The organism is Pedobacter polysacchareus (genome assembly GCF_019802255.1).
Taxonomy (GTDB): domain Bacteria; phylum Bacteroidota; class Bacteroidia; order Sphingobacteriales; family Sphingobacteriaceae; genus Pedobacter; species Pedobacter polysacchareus.
Genome location: NZ_JAHYSS010000006.1, coordinates 577,810 through 596,184, shown reverse-complemented (window position 1 = coordinate 596,184; position 18,375 = coordinate 577,810). Strand labels below are relative to the sequence as shown.

Annotated in this window: 21 protein-coding genes; 16 read left to right on the top strand and 5 right to left on the bottom strand. The window is 37.7% G+C overall.

All coding sequences use genetic code 11. The annotated features are described in order from the left end of the window. Positions 1-362: 362 nt before the first annotated feature. From K7X70_RS19985 to K7X70_RS19975, 3 genes are read left to right on the top strand one after another with little or no spacing between them, the layout of a single operon-like run. On the top strand, positions 363-1,100 hold the full coding sequence (locus K7X70_RS19985; RefSeq protein WP_222538729.1) for a CPBP family intramembrane glutamic endopeptidase: 738 nt from the start codon (positions 363-365) through the stop codon (positions 1,098-1,100). A 56-nt stretch (positions 1,101-1,156) separates the two neighbouring features. Further along, the gene (locus K7X70_RS19980; protein ID WP_222538728.1) at positions 1,157-2,326 is read left to right on the top strand and encodes a sensor histidine kinase; all 1,170 of its coding nucleotides are present in this window, start codon (positions 1,157-1,159) and stop codon (positions 2,324-2,326) included. Then, positions 2,326-3,033, top strand: coding sequence for a LytR/AlgR family response regulator transcription factor (locus K7X70_RS19975; protein ID WP_222538727.1), 708 nt, complete (start codon positions 2,326-2,328; stop codon positions 3,031-3,033). Before K7X70_RS19980 ends, K7X70_RS19975 begins: the two co-directional genes overlap by 1 nt. Before the next feature lie 251 nt (positions 3,034-3,284). Here the strand turns inward: K7X70_RS19975 and K7X70_RS19970 are convergent, their stop codons facing one another. Next, positions 3,285-4,028: an SDR family oxidoreductase gene (locus tag K7X70_RS19970; RefSeq protein ID WP_222538726.1), complete on the bottom strand. Its 744-nt coding sequence runs from the start codon at positions 4,026-4,028 to the stop codon at positions 3,285-3,287. 146 nt (positions 4,029-4,174) lie between these two features. Here K7X70_RS19970 and K7X70_RS19965 point away from each other — a divergent pair, with 146 nt between their 5' ends. Then, positions 4,175-4,483: a winged helix-turn-helix transcriptional regulator gene (locus K7X70_RS19965; RefSeq protein ID WP_255607454.1), complete on the top strand. Its 309-nt coding sequence runs from the start codon at positions 4,175-4,177 to the stop codon at positions 4,481-4,483. Between the two features lie 57 nt (positions 4,484-4,540). Here K7X70_RS19965 and K7X70_RS19960 read toward each other — a convergent pair whose 3' ends face one another. Next, on the bottom strand, positions 4,541-5,440 hold the full coding sequence (locus tag K7X70_RS19960) for a winged helix-turn-helix domain-containing protein (RefSeq protein ID WP_222538724.1): 900 nt from the start codon (positions 5,438-5,440) through the stop codon (positions 4,541-4,543). Positions 5,441-5,543: 103 nt separating this feature from the next. Between K7X70_RS19960 and K7X70_RS19955 the strand changes: the two genes are divergently transcribed. The 3 genes from K7X70_RS19955 to K7X70_RS19945 all read left to right on the top strand — a co-directional run bounded on the left by K7X70_RS19955 (position 5,544) and on the right by K7X70_RS19945 (position 9,739). Then, on the top strand, positions 5,544-6,653 hold the full coding sequence (locus K7X70_RS19955) for a ligand-binding sensor domain-containing protein (RefSeq protein WP_222538723.1): 1,110 nt from the start codon (positions 5,544-5,546) through the stop codon (positions 6,651-6,653). A 198-nt stretch (positions 6,654-6,851) separates the two neighbouring features. Next, positions 6,852-7,484, top strand: coding sequence for a TlpA family protein disulfide reductase (locus K7X70_RS19950; protein ID WP_255607451.1), 633 nt, complete (start codon positions 6,852-6,854; stop codon positions 7,482-7,484). An 8-nt stretch (positions 7,485-7,492) separates the two neighbouring features. Next, a complete protein-coding gene (locus K7X70_RS19945; protein WP_222538722.1) occupies positions 7,493-9,739 on the top strand; it encodes a response regulator in 2,247 nt (748 codons plus the stop codon). A gap of 17 nt (positions 9,740-9,756) precedes the next feature. On the opposite strand, the gene K7X70_RS19940 is transcribed toward K7X70_RS19945, so the two are convergent. Beyond that, the gene (locus K7X70_RS19940; RefSeq protein ID WP_222538721.1) at positions 9,757-10,116 is read right to left on the bottom strand and encodes a DUF4180 domain-containing protein; all 360 of its coding nucleotides are present in this window, start codon (positions 10,114-10,116) and stop codon (positions 9,757-9,759) included. Positions 10,117-10,410: 294 nt separating this feature from the next. On the opposite strand from K7X70_RS19940, the gene K7X70_RS19935 reads away from it, so the two are divergent. The 7 genes from K7X70_RS19935 (at position 10,411) to K7X70_RS19905 (ending at position 14,745) form a co-directional block, all read left to right on the top strand. After that, on the top strand, positions 10,411-10,935 hold the full coding sequence (locus K7X70_RS19935; protein WP_222538720.1) for a DUF2199 domain-containing protein: 525 nt from the start codon (positions 10,411-10,413) through the stop codon (positions 10,933-10,935). Between the two features lie 5 nt (positions 10,936-10,940). Next, positions 10,941-11,714 carry a GDSL-type esterase/lipase family protein gene (locus K7X70_RS19930; protein WP_222538719.1) on the top strand — a complete coding sequence of 258 codons (774 nt, stop codon included), beginning with the start codon at positions 10,941-10,943 and terminating at the stop codon, positions 11,712-11,714. A 67-nt stretch (positions 11,715-11,781) separates the two neighbouring features. After that, positions 11,782-12,249 carry a nuclear transport factor 2 family protein gene (locus K7X70_RS19925; RefSeq protein WP_255607450.1) on the top strand — a complete coding sequence of 156 codons (468 nt, stop codon included), beginning with the start codon at positions 11,782-11,784 and terminating at the stop codon, positions 12,247-12,249. Positions 12,250-12,527: 278 nt separating this feature from the next. Beyond that, positions 12,528-13,367, top strand: a complete 840-nt coding sequence (locus K7X70_RS19920; RefSeq protein WP_222538717.1) for a class I SAM-dependent methyltransferase — start codon at positions 12,528-12,530, stop codon at positions 13,365-13,367. Next, positions 13,357-13,572, top strand: coding sequence for a hypothetical protein (locus K7X70_RS19915; protein WP_222538716.1), 216 nt, complete (start codon positions 13,357-13,359; stop codon positions 13,570-13,572). Before K7X70_RS19920 ends, K7X70_RS19915 begins: the two co-directional genes overlap by 11 nt. Before the next feature lie 99 nt (positions 13,573-13,671). Further along, positions 13,672-14,277, top strand: a complete 606-nt coding sequence (locus tag K7X70_RS19910; protein WP_222538715.1) for a Crp/Fnr family transcriptional regulator — start codon at positions 13,672-13,674, stop codon at positions 14,275-14,277. Between the two features lie 72 nt (positions 14,278-14,349). Beyond that, the gene (locus K7X70_RS19905; RefSeq protein WP_222538714.1) at positions 14,350-14,745 is read left to right on the top strand and encodes a YybH family protein; all 396 of its coding nucleotides are present in this window, start codon (positions 14,350-14,352) and stop codon (positions 14,743-14,745) included. A gap of 23 nt (positions 14,746-14,768) precedes the next feature. On the opposite strand, the gene K7X70_RS19900 is transcribed toward K7X70_RS19905, so the two are convergent. Then, complete coding sequence (locus tag K7X70_RS19900; protein WP_222538713.1) at positions 14,769-15,290, bottom strand: protease; 522 nt, start codon at positions 15,288-15,290, stop codon at positions 14,769-14,771. Positions 15,291-15,454: 164 nt separating this feature from the next. Here K7X70_RS19900 and K7X70_RS19895 point away from each other — a divergent pair, with 164 nt between their 5' ends. Next, entirely contained in the window at positions 15,455-16,162 is a 708-nt protein-coding gene (locus K7X70_RS19895) for an RNA ligase family protein (RefSeq protein WP_222538712.1), read from the top strand. Continuing rightward, positions 16,134-17,252, top strand: coding sequence for an AAA family ATPase (locus K7X70_RS19890; RefSeq protein ID WP_255607447.1), 1,119 nt, complete (start codon positions 16,134-16,136; stop codon positions 17,250-17,252). The genes K7X70_RS19895 and K7X70_RS19890 overlap by 29 nt, the downstream gene beginning before the upstream one ends. A gap of 26 nt (positions 17,253-17,278) precedes the next feature. Here the strand turns inward: K7X70_RS19890 and K7X70_RS19885 are convergent, their stop codons facing one another. After that, the gene (locus tag K7X70_RS19885; protein ID WP_222538711.1) at positions 17,279-18,292 is read right to left on the bottom strand and encodes a LacI family DNA-binding transcriptional regulator; all 1,014 of its coding nucleotides are present in this window, start codon (positions 18,290-18,292) and stop codon (positions 17,279-17,281) included. Positions 18,293-18,375: the final 83 nt, after the last annotated feature.

The following is an 18,375-nucleotide window of genomic DNA, read 5'->3' as shown; positions in this document are numbered from 1 at the left end:
TTAGGCATCAATCAGATAAGAAATGGTTAAAGAACCGCCAAGTTCTGGCCACTGCCTAGAAACCCATTTTTCTAAAAAGAAGATGGGTTTTTCGTTGCTAATTATCAGTCACAATTTTTAGGTTAGTTCTTTACGAAAACTGTACCGTAGACGTAATGGTATGCTAATTGGGTTGGTTTTTTTGTGACAAGCTGGAGAACTGAGAGAAGATCCCGGATCTTTTCGAATTAATTGGTGGGTTTCGTCTGACTATTTCGCTCTAACCTTCCAATACTCGAGTTTCATCGGCAAAAGACTGGTTTTCATCGGTAGAATTTTAATCTGGTTTAAGGCTGTATAGTTTTGATAAAAATATAAAAGATATGTCACTACTAACACCACTTATTTGGATTCTAATCCTCCTGCCAATCATGCTTATCGCATTTATCAAATCAGAAAAAAGCCAGTTAAAGTATTTAGGCTTCTTTATCTTGTATTTTTTAGCAGACTGTTATATTCAGCAACTGTCCAGACAGTACATAAGCATGGAATTTATGGGACTTAAGTTTTCCTGGATTGGAAAGATCTTAAGTCTGGCCATGTCTTTAGCGATCATTTATGCTGTATCAAAATCCAACAGGCTGGAAATTGGTTTTACGACAAAAACGAATGCTAAAAAGCAGGTGATTATTGGTCTTTTGTTCTTCTTTGGGTTTTTATTTTTTGATTTCATTTTTAAGATGATTTTATTCCCAAAGGGAGGGGCTTTTGATTTGGAAACCTTTGCTTTTCAGGCAACACTACCTGGACTAACGGAAGAACTTGCATTTAGAGGGATCGGTTTATGGCTGCTGGAAAAAGCATTTCCACCAAAATGGACTTTTAAAGGGATAAAGTTTGGTTGGGGATTTATTATGGTCACTGTTTTATTTGGAGTGGCTCACGGAGTATTTTTAACAACGAATTACGAATTTAAATTTGATCTAATGACGATTGTTTATCTGGCTTTAATTTCATCATTAAGCGTTGGTGTACTTAGAAAATTCTCCGGTAATCTAATTTATCCTATTTTGGGACACAACACCATCAATATTATGAACGCTATCATCAGAATTTTATAATTGAAAAATAATCAGCAAACCAAAAAACTATCTTTGGTTTGCTTTAAAAGATACAAATGCAGAATAAACAGGTTTTCTCAGCATACTTTACAGACAGGATTGGAGCGTTTGATTTTGATGAATTCTATACTAAAAGGAAGCGGTTTTTGTTTCATAGTTTGATGTGGTTGAGCTTCGCAGCACTTTTATTCCTGAGTTACAGAATCGCCTATCACCTGACTTACTTTAACAGTTTTATATTAACGTTAAGGATGACCATTGTGAACATGGTTGTTTTTTATTTGTTTTTTTATGTTGCCTTACCCAAGATTTTTAAAGTGAGGTTAGGTACCGCTATTTTATTGATCATCATTACATTTCCAGTATTTGTTGTGATCTGGCTTTTAGTTACTTACTTTTTTTCCATTGCATACCATTCACTTGGTTTCGAAATTTTAGATGGCGAGTTGAAAGGGGCGATCGCAGGGGCTGCAAGTCAGACTTTTTTTCAGGCTATATCAGTAAAAAGAATGGTCTCCCAGGCCATTATTATTATTTCTATTTTGGCACCGTTTTTTATTGTCAAAATTCTCTTTGAGATCTCTAGGCTTTATAACAGAACGTTAAATGTCCAGAGACAAAAAGCAGCGTTGGAGATTCAGAATATCAATATTGAAAAGGACTTTCTGAAGGCCCAGCTCAACCCGCATTTTCTTTTTAATACGTTGAATAATCTGTACAGTTTAAGTCTTAAGAAGGATGATCTGGTTCCGGAAGTTGTTTTGAATCTTTCCGATATGATGAGCTATACCTTATATGAATCCAATACGGAAAAAGTTCCTTTCAGTAAGGAGCTGGAATTTATTAAAAATTATGTGGAGCTAGAGAAAATGAGGTATTCAGGAAGCAAAAATATTCGATTTGAGTTTCCTACTGAGGAGGAATGCTCAGGATTGTATATTGCACCGCTTTTAACTTTTACTTTTATAGAAAATGCTTTTAAATATGGGCTGAAGTCCAAAACTGGTTCCTTACTGAATCTATATATAAAGATTGAAGATGGATGTTTTTATTTTGATGTCGAAAATGATATTGATGATGCTAGGAATGCGGTAGATTTTGGTGGAATCGGTCTAGAGAATTCCCGGAAACGATTGCAGCTATTGTATCCGGATAAGTATGAATTGCAAATTCAAAATCTCGGAGGATGTTTTAAAGTATCACTAAAATTAGCGCTAAAAAATTAATGGAAAAATTAAATTGTGTCATTATTGACGATGAACCTCTGGCCAGGGATGTGGTGGAATCTTTTGTTAAAGCGGTTCCTTTTCTGAACGTTCTGGCCACGTTTGAAGATCCTGTTGATGCGCTTTTATTCGTAAAAGATCAGCCTGTTGATATCGTTTTCAGCGATATAGAAATGCCTAAGATGAATGGTTTAGAGCTTGTACGTGCGCTGGGTAATTCTATGGTGGTGATATTTATTACGGCTTACCGGGATTTTGCATTAGATGGTTTTGAGACAGGGGCAACTGATTATCTGGTTAAACCGGTGAGGTTTGATCGTTTTTTAAAAGCCGTTAATAGGGCTAAGGACTATTTGGAGTTAAAACGGTCATCTGCTCTGCAACAGATAAATAATGATCGAATCTTTATAAAATCAGAAGGGAAGCTAATTAAGATTTTATTGGAAGAAATCTTATACGTTGAAGCCCAGGGTGATTATTTAAAAATTGTTATTTCTTCAGGTATTTACAGCACACAAGCAACGCTCAAGTCTATGGAGGAAATCTTGTCTTTGCCAAAGTTTTTTAGAATTCAGCGTTCATTTATCCTGAATCTTGACTCAGTAAGCAGTGTGAATGGAAATATGGTAGAGCTTGTTAATGGCAAATCTATTTCTGTTGCATTAAACAAGAAAGAGGAACTATTTGATCTTTTAGGGATTAAGTAAGCCTGTTTCCTAGCTAGATCGGCGATTAAAACTAAATCAGATTGGAAATGGTTCAAGTACATCATGACCCAATGCTTAAAAAAGACGTTTTTCTGAAAAGAAAAACGTCTTTTTTCATTTTGATGTCTGCAATTGTCATGTGCCTTTGAGGAATCCCTTTAAAGCAGGTAGTAATGCTTCCTTTTTGTTTTGACTCACTTTAATTTTGTAGAATCATCAAGGGCAAAGTAAATGGATAATGATATTATGGATTATTTTAATGCGTAGTTCAGGTAACCACCATCTGCAATGATCTCTGTTCCTGTAATGAAACTTGCTGCATCGGAAGCCAGGAATAAAACTGTTTTTGCAATTTCATCAGGAGCACCAAGTCGTTGCAGAGCGGTTGCACTAGCCAAAAATTCTTTTGCTTCTGATGGTACAGCATTTTCTAAACCAGGGGTTAAAATAGGTCCAGGGCTAACGATGTTTACACGAATTTTTCTTCCCGCTAATTCATTGGCTGCAATCTGAGCAATTTTATTCAATGCTCCTTTGGTTGCTGAATACACGCTAGCTCCCGAATTTGCAGCTGTGGCAACCGTTGAGGAAGTAAATACTACTGCTGCTCCATCTGCTAGGTAGGGAAGTAATTTTTGCAATGTGAAGAAATGTCCCTTGACATTGGTGTTGAATTGTGCGTCAAAACTTGCCTCAGTTACTTTTTCTATTGGTTCAAACGCCGCAATACCTGCATTAAGGAAAAGTACGTCTAATTTGTTTTCATGATCTGCAACTGCTTTTTCCAGAATCAAAATATCCTCCAGTTTTGAAGTATCGGATACTACAGTAAACAATTTCTGGCTGTTTATTTCTGCAGCTGCTTTTTGTAGATTTTCGGTATTTCTGCCTGTGATCCAAACGTTTGCACCTGCGCTGATGAATGCTTTTGCCGTTGCTAAGCCTATTCCTGTAGTTCCACCTGTAATAACGACGTTTTTATTTGTAAAGTCCATGATTAGATTTTTAAATGTTTATGGAGCAAAGTTAGAATAGGTAAAATTATTTAGGTTACTTTGTAACGAAAAGTAACAGTAACTTTCGGGTAACAAAGTAACTTATGACTGAAAATGAATGCCAATTAGGGCACAAAAGAGAGATTATGGCTGTCCACGATGCAATGGACATCTTAAACGGGAAATGGAAAATCTCCATCATCTCGTCCATTTGCTATTATAACAAAAGAAGGTTTTCTGACATTCTGAATGATGTACCGGGCATATCAAACAAAATGTTGAGTAAAGAATTAAAAGAGCTGGAGGTCAATAAACTGATCACGCGAACTGTATTAGATACTCAGCCTATAGCTGTTCAATATCAATTAACAGCATATGGAATGACATTAAAGACCATTATCAATAACCTGGCAGAATGGGGAATCGCACACCGTAAAGTAATTATTGGTAAATAGAATAGACTAAAAAGAAAGATTTTAGGAGTTTGGTCCAGGGTGGATATAATCCTTTAATTATCCCACATTCGTGGTGATTTCAAGCTTATATCCTTTGCCACGTATCACAACAATGTTGATGTTCGGATCAAATTCCAGTTTTTTCCTAAGTTTTGAAATGAACATATCCAGACTGCGGCCTACAATAACACCTTCATCTTCCCAGATCTCTTTTTGTAAACGGCTTCTTTCTATAGTCTCATTAGGAGATAGCGCGAAAATGCGCAGTACACGTGTTTCAGTTCCTGTTAAGTCTATTGTTTTTCCGTTTATAATGAGCTTCCGATTTTTCGCATCGAACAATACCGCACCTAAAGTTAACATGTCTGTCTGCTGATGCTCAGTGAAGGCTTTTCCTGGCTTAAACGATCTCAAAAATATAAAACCAAAAATTGCTAAAAATGGGAGGCTGCCTAGAAGATACCCATTATTTGTCATATGTATGCCCGTTGATTTGAACTTAACATTGATCATGTAACATGCTCTGGGTTGCTTTCTCCCTAGGCATGCCACAATATCATCTTTTTTATTTTTGGATACAGCGTACCCATAGGCTACACTGGAGTTGCCGCAGTTCAGCACATTAACAACGTAGTCACCTGTGAAGGGGTCTTTTGCCAATAAACGCAGGGTCGTATTCACCAGAGAATCCGGTTGAAAAGTAAGCTCATCCTCAAACCGGATTTGGTATTCATTTTCTGCGATCTTTTTTACCGGGAGCACCCTTGATGTACTATCGCCCGATTGAAGAAGTAGCTCATGCCCGATCCTGCGTAGTAAAACTTCCCGCCTGGCGATATTGAAATCGTCATTGTCAGATATGGTGAAAGCCGCGCAGATTGCACAGATAAACAAGAGTAGTATCAATTCAAAAAGGTACTTGTGTTTTCCGGCGCTGAGATTTCTGCTAACATCCATATTGTCAATTTTTTATTTACAAAGGTTACATTTTTATTTACAATCCAGATCTCTCCAGCCGGAAAAGATCAAAGTAGATTCGCTGAATTAATTTTTATAGCATATGAAAAATCAAAGAAACGTTTTTTACAACCTGCTGATCATTCTGGCAGGAGTAATTCATTTCCCTGTACAGGCTCAGCAAAGAAAGGGCGCTAAAGATGTCGTTGAAACTAAAGATATATCCACTACTTCCTATGGACCTAGGAGTATTGTTCGTACGATCAAGCAAGATAGAAAGGGCAACATTTGGATGGCTTCATGGGAGGGAGTTTTTAAATACGATGGAAAGTCTTTTACCAATATTACAAATAAAGTGAGCCCAGCGCGCTTTTTTTCTGTTTTAGAAGATAGAAAGGGGAATTTTTGGTTCGCTTCTGTTGGCTCAGGTGTTTACTATTACGATGGACTATCTTTTCGCAATTTTACCACAAAGGATGGGCTTGCTAATGATCGTGTTACTCATATTTATAAGGATAAAATTGGTAATATTTGGTTCGGTACTGAAGGCGGAGCAAGCCGTTATGATGGGAAATCCTTTCGGAATTTTAAAATGCAAGAAGGAGTGGTCTCTGCTAATACGGATTCCACCCACGTGTCATTTTACCAACAACCGCTTCCAGAAGGTCATTGGACGCATAATGATGTCAATGCGATCATTGAAGACAAAACAGGAAAACTTTGGTTTGGTACAAGGGGCTATGCTCGCGTTTATGATGGAAAAAGATTGACTAAGATCCTCAATAAAGACGGAAAACCTTTTGAGAATGTTCGCTCGATCATCAAAGATAAAAATGGCAATATCTGGCTCGGGGGCAATGATGGCCTTTGGCACTATGACGGCAAAATATTCACCAATTTTACCAGGAAGTTTGTTGGTTATGTTTACGAAGATAAAAAAGGCAATATTTGGACCAGTTCAAAAAGCGCAAATGACATAAATAGCCTACTTTCCGATAATCGGGCTAATACCACAGAATGGGTACTTTCGCGTTATGATGAGAAATCCTTGTCCAGTAAAAAGCCAACTGTAACTGAAATAACAAATAAGCCAATGATCTTTGGGATTTTAGAAGCATATGACAGAAGTATCTGGTTTGGTGGTTTGAAGGGAGTGTATCGTTATGATGGAAAGACCATCACAGACTTTAAAAGTAAAGAAGGGCAGAAATAATATGTATAGCAACTAATTGTGTATTAATCCCAAGTGGATAAGGAGGCTAATGAGCCATGAATTTAACCTCTAGATATCCTAGAGGCTTTTTTATGTCCTTTAACTTTTGTGACTTACGATAGTATTGGAGGTGATTTTGAGCCTGAAACAGCAAATATGTTTGATATTTACTTCCGTTTAATATAATAAATGCCGTTATTGGACTTACAAATACAACCTAATATTATTTTGTATTTCAATATGAAAAAAGCGCTCGTATTTTTCTGGTTAATATTTTTGTTTACTCTCATTGGGTATCTATTCTGGTACAACGATATCATCTACCAATTGCCAACGCCAATTCCTAAAAACTATAAATCAATGGAGACAGGAAGTTTGATCGTTAACCAAGCTTTGAACAATAACCATGGTAAACCAATTTTTCTACATTTTTTTAATCCAGACTGCCCTTGTTCAAGATTTAATATGAAGCATTTTAAATCCCTGGTTAAAGAATATGGCAACCGTATTGATTTTAGAGTAGTGGTATTGAGTCCTAAATCTTTTACTCAAGAAACCATCCAAGATAAGTTTGGTCTCCAAATCCCTGTTTTATTTGATAAAAGCCTTGCCGAAACTTGTGGTGTGTATTCTACCCCTCAGGCAGTTTTACTAGATCCGGCTCAGCATTTATATTATAGAGGGAACTATAACACCACTCGTTATTGTACAGATGAAAAAACCAGTTTCGCAAAAATAGCACTGAATGGTTTATTGAAGAAACAAACTGGCTTGGTTTTCAGTCAGGCAGCACTAAAGTCCTATGGTTGCACCTTGCCAGACTGTAAATAATTTAAGTAATGATTTCTAACCCCCATATCACTAATTCTGATCGCCAAAACCGCTTGCTTTTTTTGGGAGTGAAGGAAAGAACGGATCATTTAATGAATTATTTTTTATGGGGATATTTTATACTTGGGCTAATCTTTGCGCAGTTTTATGATACCTGGTTAATTGCATTTGGAGTAGGTGGTCTTTCTTTACTGGCTTATTATTCCGTGAAGTATCTTTTACCATCATCTGATCTTTATCAATACGTTTTAAGCGCTGTGCTGGGTATTTTTATGGCCCAGTATATTTATCAGATGCATGGACTATTTGAAATGCATTTCTTTGCCTTTATTGGCAGCACACTGTTAATCACCTACGAGAAATGGAAATTACAGATACCTATGCTAATCGTGGTGATGGTTCATCATGCGTTATTTGGCTATTTGCAAAATAGCGGGGTAACCGGAATCTATTTTACACAGTTGGATTATTTTGATTTTCAAACTTTTGTAATTCATATATTGCTGTCCGCTATGATCTTTTTTATCTGTGGGTTATGGGCCTACTTACTAAGAAAATCAAATGAAAGGCAGATTGTCCAGACCTTAGGAATGGCTGAACTGCAAAAAGAAGCTCAACTATCATCAGTTCGGAAACAGAATGAAGAAGTATTGGAAAAAGCCAACGAAAAGCTTAAAGAAGCGAATTTAGAATTGGAAAAAGCCAGGGCAGAAGCCGATCGGGCCAATCAGGCCAAAAGTGTCTTTCTAGCTAATATGAGCCATGAGATCCGCACGCCAATGAATGGGGTAATGGGAATGGCGATGCTTTTAAAGGAAACTGATTTGAATAAAGAACAATATATGTTTACGGATGTGATTGCTAATTGTGGCGAATCATTGATAAATGTGATCAACGATATACTGGACTTCTCTAAAATAGAATCAGGAAATATGGAATTAGTGTCTGAAGATTTTAATTTGCGGAAGTGTATCGAAGATGTTCTTGACATATTTGCAATTAAATCTGCTGAACTTCAGTTGGATTTAATATATCATATCGACGAAGAAGTTCCCTCCCAGATTGTTGGTGATCAGCTGCGCCTGCGGCAGGTATTGATTAATTTGGTTGGAAACGCTATGAAATTTACTGAGCAGGGGGAGGTTTTTGTAACCGTTTCTATGGGGAGTATTTTACAGAATGGACAGTTCGAACTGAAATTTGTAGTACGTGATACAGGTATAGGAATAGCAGCGGATAAATTAGGTAATCTGTTTAACTCTTTTACACAAGTTGATTCTTCTACAACCCGTAAGTATGGTGGTACTGGATTAGGCCTTGCAATCTCAGAAAAGCTGGTCAAACTTATGGGTGGCGAAATTAATGTAGAGAGTGAGCTGGATCAGGGCTCGACCTTCTCATTTATGGTGCTGACGCCAACTGAAACTAAGTTACCCTTGCCATCCACCAATTACATCATGAATGACCATGCTGGCAAAAAGATAATGGTAGTTGATGATAATGCGACGAGTCTGAGCACCTTAAATAAGCAGCTTGAGTATTGGAAATTACAACCTATACCTGCTAGTTCGGCTAAACAGGCATTGACAATGCTGTCGCTTGATCCTGGAATTGATTTAATGATTACAGATCTGCAAATGCCTGGAATGGATGGTGTCATGTTGGCCAAGTTGATGAAGATGCGCTATCCATTAATTCCGATTCTTCTGCTCAGTTCTATTGGAGAAGACTTTGAAGAGCGTCAGTATGCGTTGTTTTGTTCAGTGATTACAAAGCCCATCCGTCAACATATCCTTGCTGAACAAGTCTCAAATGCATTGCAAATAAGAAAGCATGAAGAGGTAAAAGAACGGTTATCTCAAAACAAATTGTCGGCTGATTTTTCAGCAAACTTCCCTTGTTCATTGCTGATTGCCGAGGATAAATTACCAAACCAATTGGTAATCGTTAATATTCTTAATCGATTGGGTTATCAACCAGACCTGGTAAGAAATGGAGAAGAGGTTATTGAGGCTATTCATAAAAAAGATTATGACGTGGTTTTAATGGACGTGCATATGCCTGTGATGGACGGATTAGTAGCAACTCAACTGATCAGAAAAAAGCAATTTAAGCAGCCTGTTATTATTGCTTTAACTGCCAATGCCCTAAAAGGGGATGAACAAGATTGTTTAGATGTGGGGATGGACGATTATATGGCTAAACCTATTCGTCTGGAAGACTTAATGGCTAAACTAAAAAAATGGTGCAAATAGAGGCAAAGAAAAAGCGCTTATTTAGACAATCGTTCAATCGCTTCTTCAACTGTACCCAGAAAATTGACCTGCCTGCCTTTGTTGCTTTCGTAGATGAACTCCTGAATACGTTGTCCTGGATATTTAGTGAAATCACCAACTATGACCAATCGTACCCTGTAATTAGAAAACTTTTGCAGGATTTCTCCGGCGATTCCCGTTTTCAGATCAAAAAAAGCAGGGGTAATACTTTGCTCTGGAATGATGATTTTGTCAAAGTCCTGATAGTATAAATCAACCATCAATTGCAGACCTTCTTCGGCATTGGTCACTATAATAACATCCGAAATTACTTCCACAATTTTTACCGCGTCAGTTTGGTGAACTTCTATTTTCATAGGAACTAAACTAATCATAATTTTAACTTGTTTTGATCATAGGAATAATTAACTGCTGAGTGTTTATTTGGGGCGGAGCATCCAAGTGTTAACTTTATCTTTAATCAACAGAATGGTACAACGAATGCTGTTAAAGGCTGAAATAGAAAATTCTAAGAATGGAAGAAAATAAATCATCATCCTTAAAAATGGAGCGATAATCATTCATTAGGGATGTAAGAATTTTAAATAAGCGATGTAAAAAGAGCTCGGTTCTTTGGTATATAGACCGAAAAAATTAATTTTAAAGCGATTATGGATGCTTTAAATACTTTCATTTGCCAATCATGTAGCAAAGAACATTACGAATGGCCTGCTTTGGCTTTCCCATGCCCTTCCAGTTATGCTGAACTCAGCGAAGAGGAAAAACAATATGGACAAACTGAACTCAATGAAGATTTTTGCGTGATTGACCGCCCAGATCAGATTGATTTTTTTATAAGAGTTACGTTGACTCAAAAAGTAATAGGAGACTGTAATGGATTGGATTACGGCGTATGGGTTTCATTAAGTGAAACTAGTTTTCTGGATTACAGCGAGAATTTTAACAATGAAAATCATGAAGTGGTGTACTTTGGATGGTTGTCAAATTTTCTTCCTGACTACGAATTTAGCGGTTCAATTCCGATGAATGTGGAAACTAAAAAAGGCGATCAGCGTCCAGAAGTTATTCCTCACCAAAACCCTGATCATCCTTTTGTTCAGGACTATTATGCAGGGATTCCGTTGAAAGAAGCCGAACGCAGGATTGCAGCATTGTTTGGACAAATTAACTCATAAATAACATGATGAAACCTATATTAAACTATGCGTGTTTACTTTTGCTCGTTGTTTTGACTTCCTTTTCAGGAAAAAAGGAGCATCAAATCAATATTGTTTTTATAGGAGACAGCATCACAGAAGGCGGTGCTTTAGCAGATCCCAAAACTGAGGCTACACCACTACATGTTGCGGAGTTATTGAGGCAACGTAAAGACATTAGCGCTGTGAATATTAGTAATAAAGGGTTTAGTGGACATACTACGGTAGATTTTCTGCCTAAGAATAACATTGATTTCCCAAAAGTAGTGCAGGCAGCCAATAGTTTTGCACAAGATAAAACAGCACTCTTATTGTTCTCTATTATGCTGGGCACAAATGATAGCGCTATGTTCGGGCCAAACGGCGCCCCGGTCCAAGCCGCTCAATACAAAGATAATTTGAATAGGCTGATCAATGCTTTGATGGAGAAATATCCTCAGGCTAAATTTGTCCTGCAATATCCGCTTTGGTATAGCCCAAATACACACAATAATGCAGGATATATGCAGGAAGGACTTGATCGCTTAAACAGCTACTTTCCGCAAATAGAAACCTTATTTGCGGAGTACAAACTGAGCCACCCAAATAAGGTTTATCTAGGCAGTAAAGATGTTTTTAGCTTTTTTCAGCAGCACCATAAAAAAATGTTTAAACCGGAAGATGGAAAATATGGAGTCTTTTATTTGCATCCCAATGCTGAGGGTGCCAAAGCTTTAGCTGAGTTTTGGGTAAAAGGAATTATAAAATCATTTGTATGATATTCTAGCTACGGTATGGTCAAATAAAAAAACTTATATTAGGGTATTCATTAAAATTAGCATCCAAATGTTAAGGCCATCCAAAATCAATTCCATCCTATTTTTTATCGCACTAATAGCTATTAGTTCTAGCTGTTTCAGTCAGACAAAGCAAGATAGCGTAGCGATAAAAGTGGCTGTTCTAGACTATATTGAATCCCAGCATACCCCTAATGCAGCACAAATGGAGCGTGCATTGCACCCCAGAATGGTGAAGCGTACTTTTTGGAAAGATAAAGAGACAGGCAAAGATTACCTGAGGGAAACTAATGCTGAATCCATGACACTCTTAGCCGAAAGCTATAATAAGAAAAAAGATAAATTCCCTGAGATACCTAAAAAGGAAGTCCTGTTTCTTGACGTTTCTGACAAAACGGCCTCAATGAAACTCATCGCAGATGAATGGATTGACTACCTGCATCTCGTAAAATTGAATGGTTCATGGAAAATAATTAATGTGCTTTGGCAATATCATGACAGTGAGCGACATAAATAAGATACTGAACAGCTATGTTTGATCAATCTTAATTTCTACCTTTAAAATCTGTTATACGCTAGCTAACATATTATCAAACCTTCCATAAAGTGATATGCTTTATTTGAAGACTTAATGCATCAGAACCTCCTGGTTATAGATGTAATGTATAATATGTGCATCAATTTCAACCCAAAATTTTTAATAACACAAGGATTGATTTTCTAAATCAATTGCTTTATCACATTTGCAAAATGAATAATATTCCCTGCAATTTGATAAAGGTTAAAATATTCAAGATGAATAATAAACAGTTAATTAGTAGAGATATAGAAGTTTTTTATAATAAAGCATCCGAAGAAACCAGACTGAATAAAGGTATGGGCATATTTGAATTTGAAAGAATTAAAACACTTATTGAAAAATATGTTCCATCCCATCCTTCTAAAATAATTGATGTTGGTGGAGGTACAGGTAAATATTCAGAATGGCTAGCCAAAAAAGGCCATGAAGTATACTTAATTGAGCCGGTACCTAAACACATTCAAATAGCCAGGGATAGAGCTAGTAGATTAAAAAACAAATATGCGGTTCATTTGGGAGAAGCCAGGAACTTAGATTTCCCTGATAATTTTGCTGATATCGTAATTCTGCATGGTCCGCTTTATCATCTACAGAAAAAAATAGATAGAGAAAAAGCTATTCTTGAAGCCAGGCGGGTTGTAAAAAGGGGCGGCATTATTTTAGGATTTTCCATAAACTATACGGCATCAACGTTAGTTGGGCTTTTACAGGGATTAATCCATAAAAATACCTTTTTCAATATGTGTATAGAGGAACTCACAACCGGCATCCATAATCCTCCGGATGATTTTCCCTGGCTGCTGGCGGAAGCCTATTATCATAAACCTAATGAATTAAAAGATGAATTTATGAAACAGGATTTGACCTATATCAATACCTACGCTGTTGAGGGGATGATATGGCTGGATAAAGACTATTTTTTGAATATCCTGGATATGAAAAAAAGAAAACCCCTGTTGGAACTCATTCAGCTTACTGAAAACGATAGCAACCTTTTACCTTTTAGTCCGCACATGATGATCGCGGTAAAAAAACAATCAAATTATGAATCATAAAGATAAATACTTTAATGCCTTCAAGGAAAGTAATGGACGTTATAATGAAATAGAGCTTGGCGAGAAACTCGGCCTAAATGAAAATGATACCAGACAGATCATTACCCAACTCCTATCAGAATATAAAATTGAATATATTCAAAATGGATTAAGTGAGTACAGCATCATGAGAACTGTTAAAGGAAAAAATAAAAGCAGATCATAGCATAAATAAAAATATCGGTTTGGGCTTAGCCCGAACCGATTTTAATTAAATGAATTCCAGACCCTGAAAAGGAGAAAGAATTTTAACTTCGCTTCAGAAATGAAGCACGCAGAATTGATCAAACCACAGATCTCAACGGATCAGGATGAGTTATTATTAAAGTTATTTAAAAACCACCTGGATTTTACAATCCCTGATTTTTCAGCTATCAAAAAGCATTTTCATTTTTATAATAAAAAGAAAAAGGACTATCTGGTTAAAGAAGGAACAATTACCACCGATTATTTCTTCATCCTTGAGGGCTACGTACGTATCTTCTATAACACCGAAAGTGGAACGGAAGTCACCATCGATCTTTTAACACAAGGGGAGTTTGCATCCTCAATGTACAGTATATTGAAAGGGGCACCTTCTTTCGAGTGTATCCAATGCATTACTGATGGTCTCGTATGTAAAATATCTGAAGCGTCTTTTAAAGAATTGGCCTTGGAAGATCCAAAATGGATTGACCTGGGAATGAAATGTCTCAAGTCTGCCTTGTTGAAAAAAGAAGAAAGAATCCTGACTTTTGGCAAATTAAAAGGGAAAGCACGCTACGCAAAATTGATGTGCGAAAGACCAGACCTCATCAATCATGTACCAGTTCAGTACATCGCCTCATATATTGGTGTAAAGCCAGAATCTTTAAGCCGGATAAGAAGTTAATTTCCTAACAATTGTCATTTTTTTTGGCCCGGATTCCTCTGATTTTTGTGTCACAATTAATGAAATATAAAAATGGAAGAATTTAACAGAAAAACGCAGATTGGAGCAGTAGCTTTTTTTCGTAATTGCCTAAAAAATAGAGATGTGAAAGGGGCAATGAGCTGCTTTGATCCGGAAGGAGTTTATATCGATAGAGATGGTAAAGAAATAAGCGAGCGGACACAGATGGAAAAGGCAATGCAATACTTATGCGCATTGGGACCCGAAATTAAAGGAGCCAAACCGCATGTAACCACTATTGGAAACTTATCACTTTGGCTGGATGAATGGGAAATGATAGGTAAAACACCAGACAACCAAATCGTTAAGATGAACGGCCATACTGCCTGTATGATGAAAAGAAACACGGAAGGGATTTGGCTATGGTTAGTAGATAATCCCTTCGGTGCAGCAGTACTAAAACAGTAAATGATTCCTAAAGGTAATTGCTACTATTTCGTGTAAACAAAAGAAATACTGTCTTTAACCATCAATCCACTCATATTTTGCCCCACATAAGTAATCGTATACTGACCAGGTTTTGAAATGTCATATCCTTTTAAAAGATCAACTTTAGTAGAAACACTGTCTTTAGAATTCACAGCGATGTAACTGCTGGCCGGTGGCGGCATCATTCGTTTCGCCATCGCAGCTTTATAGTTTACTTCTTCACCAGAAGCTGATTTTACATCCAGGTATTTACTGATGAATGGCTCAAAAGGAGTGTGCCATTTGCAAAAACTTTGGGCAGTGTCGGCATTGTTGTACACTGTGAATTTCAGTTCTACCAGCTCGCCAGCCTTAACGGTGTCTTTCACTGACATCTTTGCAAATAAGCCTTTTTCAACTGTGCTGTCTGCAGCTACAGTAGTTAAAGTGGTGTCAGCACTGTTTTTTGTAGTATCGCTGTTCATCCCGCAAGATGAAAATGCCAATACAATCACGGTAGATGTTAAGATGCTTAAGTTTTTCATAGTGTAAAAATACTAGAAAAAAAGTCACATTAGTTTTTTACATTTGTCGATATATTAAAAGTTTAAGTCTTGAGCCATGTAATTTCATTTCGCATATCCTGTTAAATGACCTTTCCCATCAGGGGAGGGAGTAATTACTTTTTTAAAATTTTATTGATTACAATATGGCTATTTCACAAAAATATGGTCGTACTTTTCATTATCCGTTTTCGCCGGGAACAACTAGCGACGATCGGATACAGCACGATTATTGGAAATATTTACAACAAATACCGACACTGATACATACTGAAAAATTGGATGGAGAGAATAACTGTCTATCCAAATATGGCGTATTTGCCCGGTCACATGCAGCGCCAACCACCTCACGCTGGACAGAAAGTCTCCGTCGTTTTTGGCAGCTCGTTAAGCGTGATCTTGGAGAGCTGGAGTTCTTCATGGAAAACCTGTATGCAATCCATTCTATAGAATACCGTAATTTGGAGCATCATTTTTATGTGTTTGGTATTCGAGAACGGGAACGCTGGCTAAGCTGGGAAGAGACGGTGTTTTATGCCAGTCTACTAGATTTGCCCACGGTTCCAGTCCTCAAAATAGAGCATAAACCAGCAAATCAACAGCAGTTTGAAAAAGAGATGCTGGCATTGGTGAATGGTTCAGGTACCTTTAATCCTTACGATGTTCAAGACGAAGTAAAAACAACAATGGAAGGAGTGGTTAGTCGGAATGCTAATGGTTACGAGGTAAACGCTTTTGCTCAAAATGTATTTAAATATGTGCGGAAAGGACATGTTAAAACAAATGAACATTGGATAAAGAACTGGAAACGCGCATCACTAATAAATGAAGGAGGTGGTCATGTGGAGTTTTAGTAAAAACAAACAATGGGCAGAACTTGAAAAACGTTTTGACTGGGTATATAGAATGAAGGGTGTTCCACAGGATCCTCGTTATCATGCCGAGGGCGATGTTGCTATTCATACGCAGATGGTATTAGAAGCGCTGCAGAATGAACCCGCTTTTAAGCAGCTTTCTGCCCAGGATCAGGAAATTTTGTGGGCTGCGGCTTTGCTGCATGATGTAGAAAAATACAGCACTACAATTCATGAAAATGATGGCAGCATTACCTCAAAAGGACATGCGCGAAAAGGAGCACAGTTTGCCAGACAGCTGTTGTATGTTAATGAACCGGCACCTTTTGCGATTCGCGAACAAATTGTGGGCTTAGTCAAGTATCATGGCTTACCAATCTGGTTGTTTGAAAAACCAGATCCCTTAAAAGCAATGGTCAAAGCAAGCATGGAGGTTAATTTACAGTGGTTATGCTTGCTGGCAAAAGCGGATATGCTAGGGCGTATTTGCGAGGATCAGGAAGAAATGTTATACCGTATCGATTGTTTTGAAGAATACTGCAAAGAAAAGGAGTGCTGGGGAAGCCACAGGCAGTTTGAGTCAGATCAGGCACAAATGTACTACATGACAAATGATGATGCTTACCTGGATTACGTTCCCTTTGAAACGCCCACAGCAGAAGTGATTTTGATGTGCGGTTTGCCAGGGGCAGGAAAGGATACCCATGTGAAAAAGCATTACAAGGATTGGCCAATCATTTCATTAGATGACCTACGGGTGAAGAGGGGAATATTGCCTACGGATAAATCTGGGAATGGACGGATAATACAGGAAGCAAAGGAGCAGGCAAGAGTGTATTTGCGAAAAAAGGAATCTTTTGTTTGGAATGCAACCAACACCACCAGTCAGATGCGGATGCAGCTGATCGACCTGTTTCTTACTTACAAAGCTAAAATCAGCATAGTCTATATAGAAGTGCCCTATCAGTGTTTGCATGATCAAAATAAAAATAGAGAGGGTGTGGTTCCAGTCCCTGTGTTAAATAAATTGATCCGCAAACTGGAAATTCCTGCATTATGGGAAGCCCATAAAGTAGTTTATCAAATCTGATCATACTTATTTTTTCCGCTTTGATCTTAAGAAGATTTTCTGATGATTAATTTCGTTTTGAGCACCTTAACCGGCGTTTTCCATTGCGAAGAATCTTTCTTAATCTGATCGAACAACAGCTGCGCAGCCGTGATCCCAATCTCTTTCACTGGCTGGGCAACTGTGGTCAGCGGCGGTTCAATCAGTGCAGAAACATAGTCGTCGCTAAAGCCAACAACGGCGATGTCTTCAGGGACCCTTAAATTGTTCTTTTTAATGATCTGGATCGTATCAATCGCGGTAGGGTCATTGATGGCAAAGATCGCATCAGGCGGATTTTCAAGGTTAATCAAATGGTTCACATAAATGGCTATCTTTTCCTTACTAAAATCATAGGAGATGATCAGCTCCGGATCTGCTGGAATGTTGTGTTTCTTTAATGCCGCCAAATAACCATTTAATCTTTTTACGCTGATCGCCAAAGAAGCGGGCCCAGATAGGTGAGCAATTCTTTTCCTTCCCGACAAGATCAAGTGTTCTACGGCACTAAAAGCACCCTCGTAATCGTCAACAATCACCTTTGGTACCACCATCTCATTGCATACCCGGTTAAAAAATACAATTGGAATTCCTTTCTTTTGAAACACTTTCAAATGATCGTAGTTCAGTGTTTCTTTAGTAATAGAGACAATCACGCCGTCCACGCGGTTATCCAGCATGACTTTAGCATTTCTCACTTCCGTCTCATAAGATTCATTAGATTGGCTAATAATGACATTATACCCTTCATTATGCGCTTCCTCCTGAATAGCGGCAATGACATAGGGAAAATAAGAACTCAAAATCTCAGGAATGATGATCCCAATCGTCCGACTCTGCTGTGTTGCCAATTGTATGGCAATCATATTGCGCTGGTAATCTAATTTTTCCGCCAAATCCAAAACCCGTTTCCTGGTATCAGGATGTACGTTCGGATGTCCGGTCAATACCCTGGATACCGTTGATTTAGAGATGTTCAGCTCCCGGGCCAGGTCAAATATGGTGATCTGATGATTTTTCATGCAAATCAAATATATCATAAATTATGTTTCATGGGAGCGATCCCTAAAATTGGGAGCGCTCCCAATTTATTTTGCCTTCATTT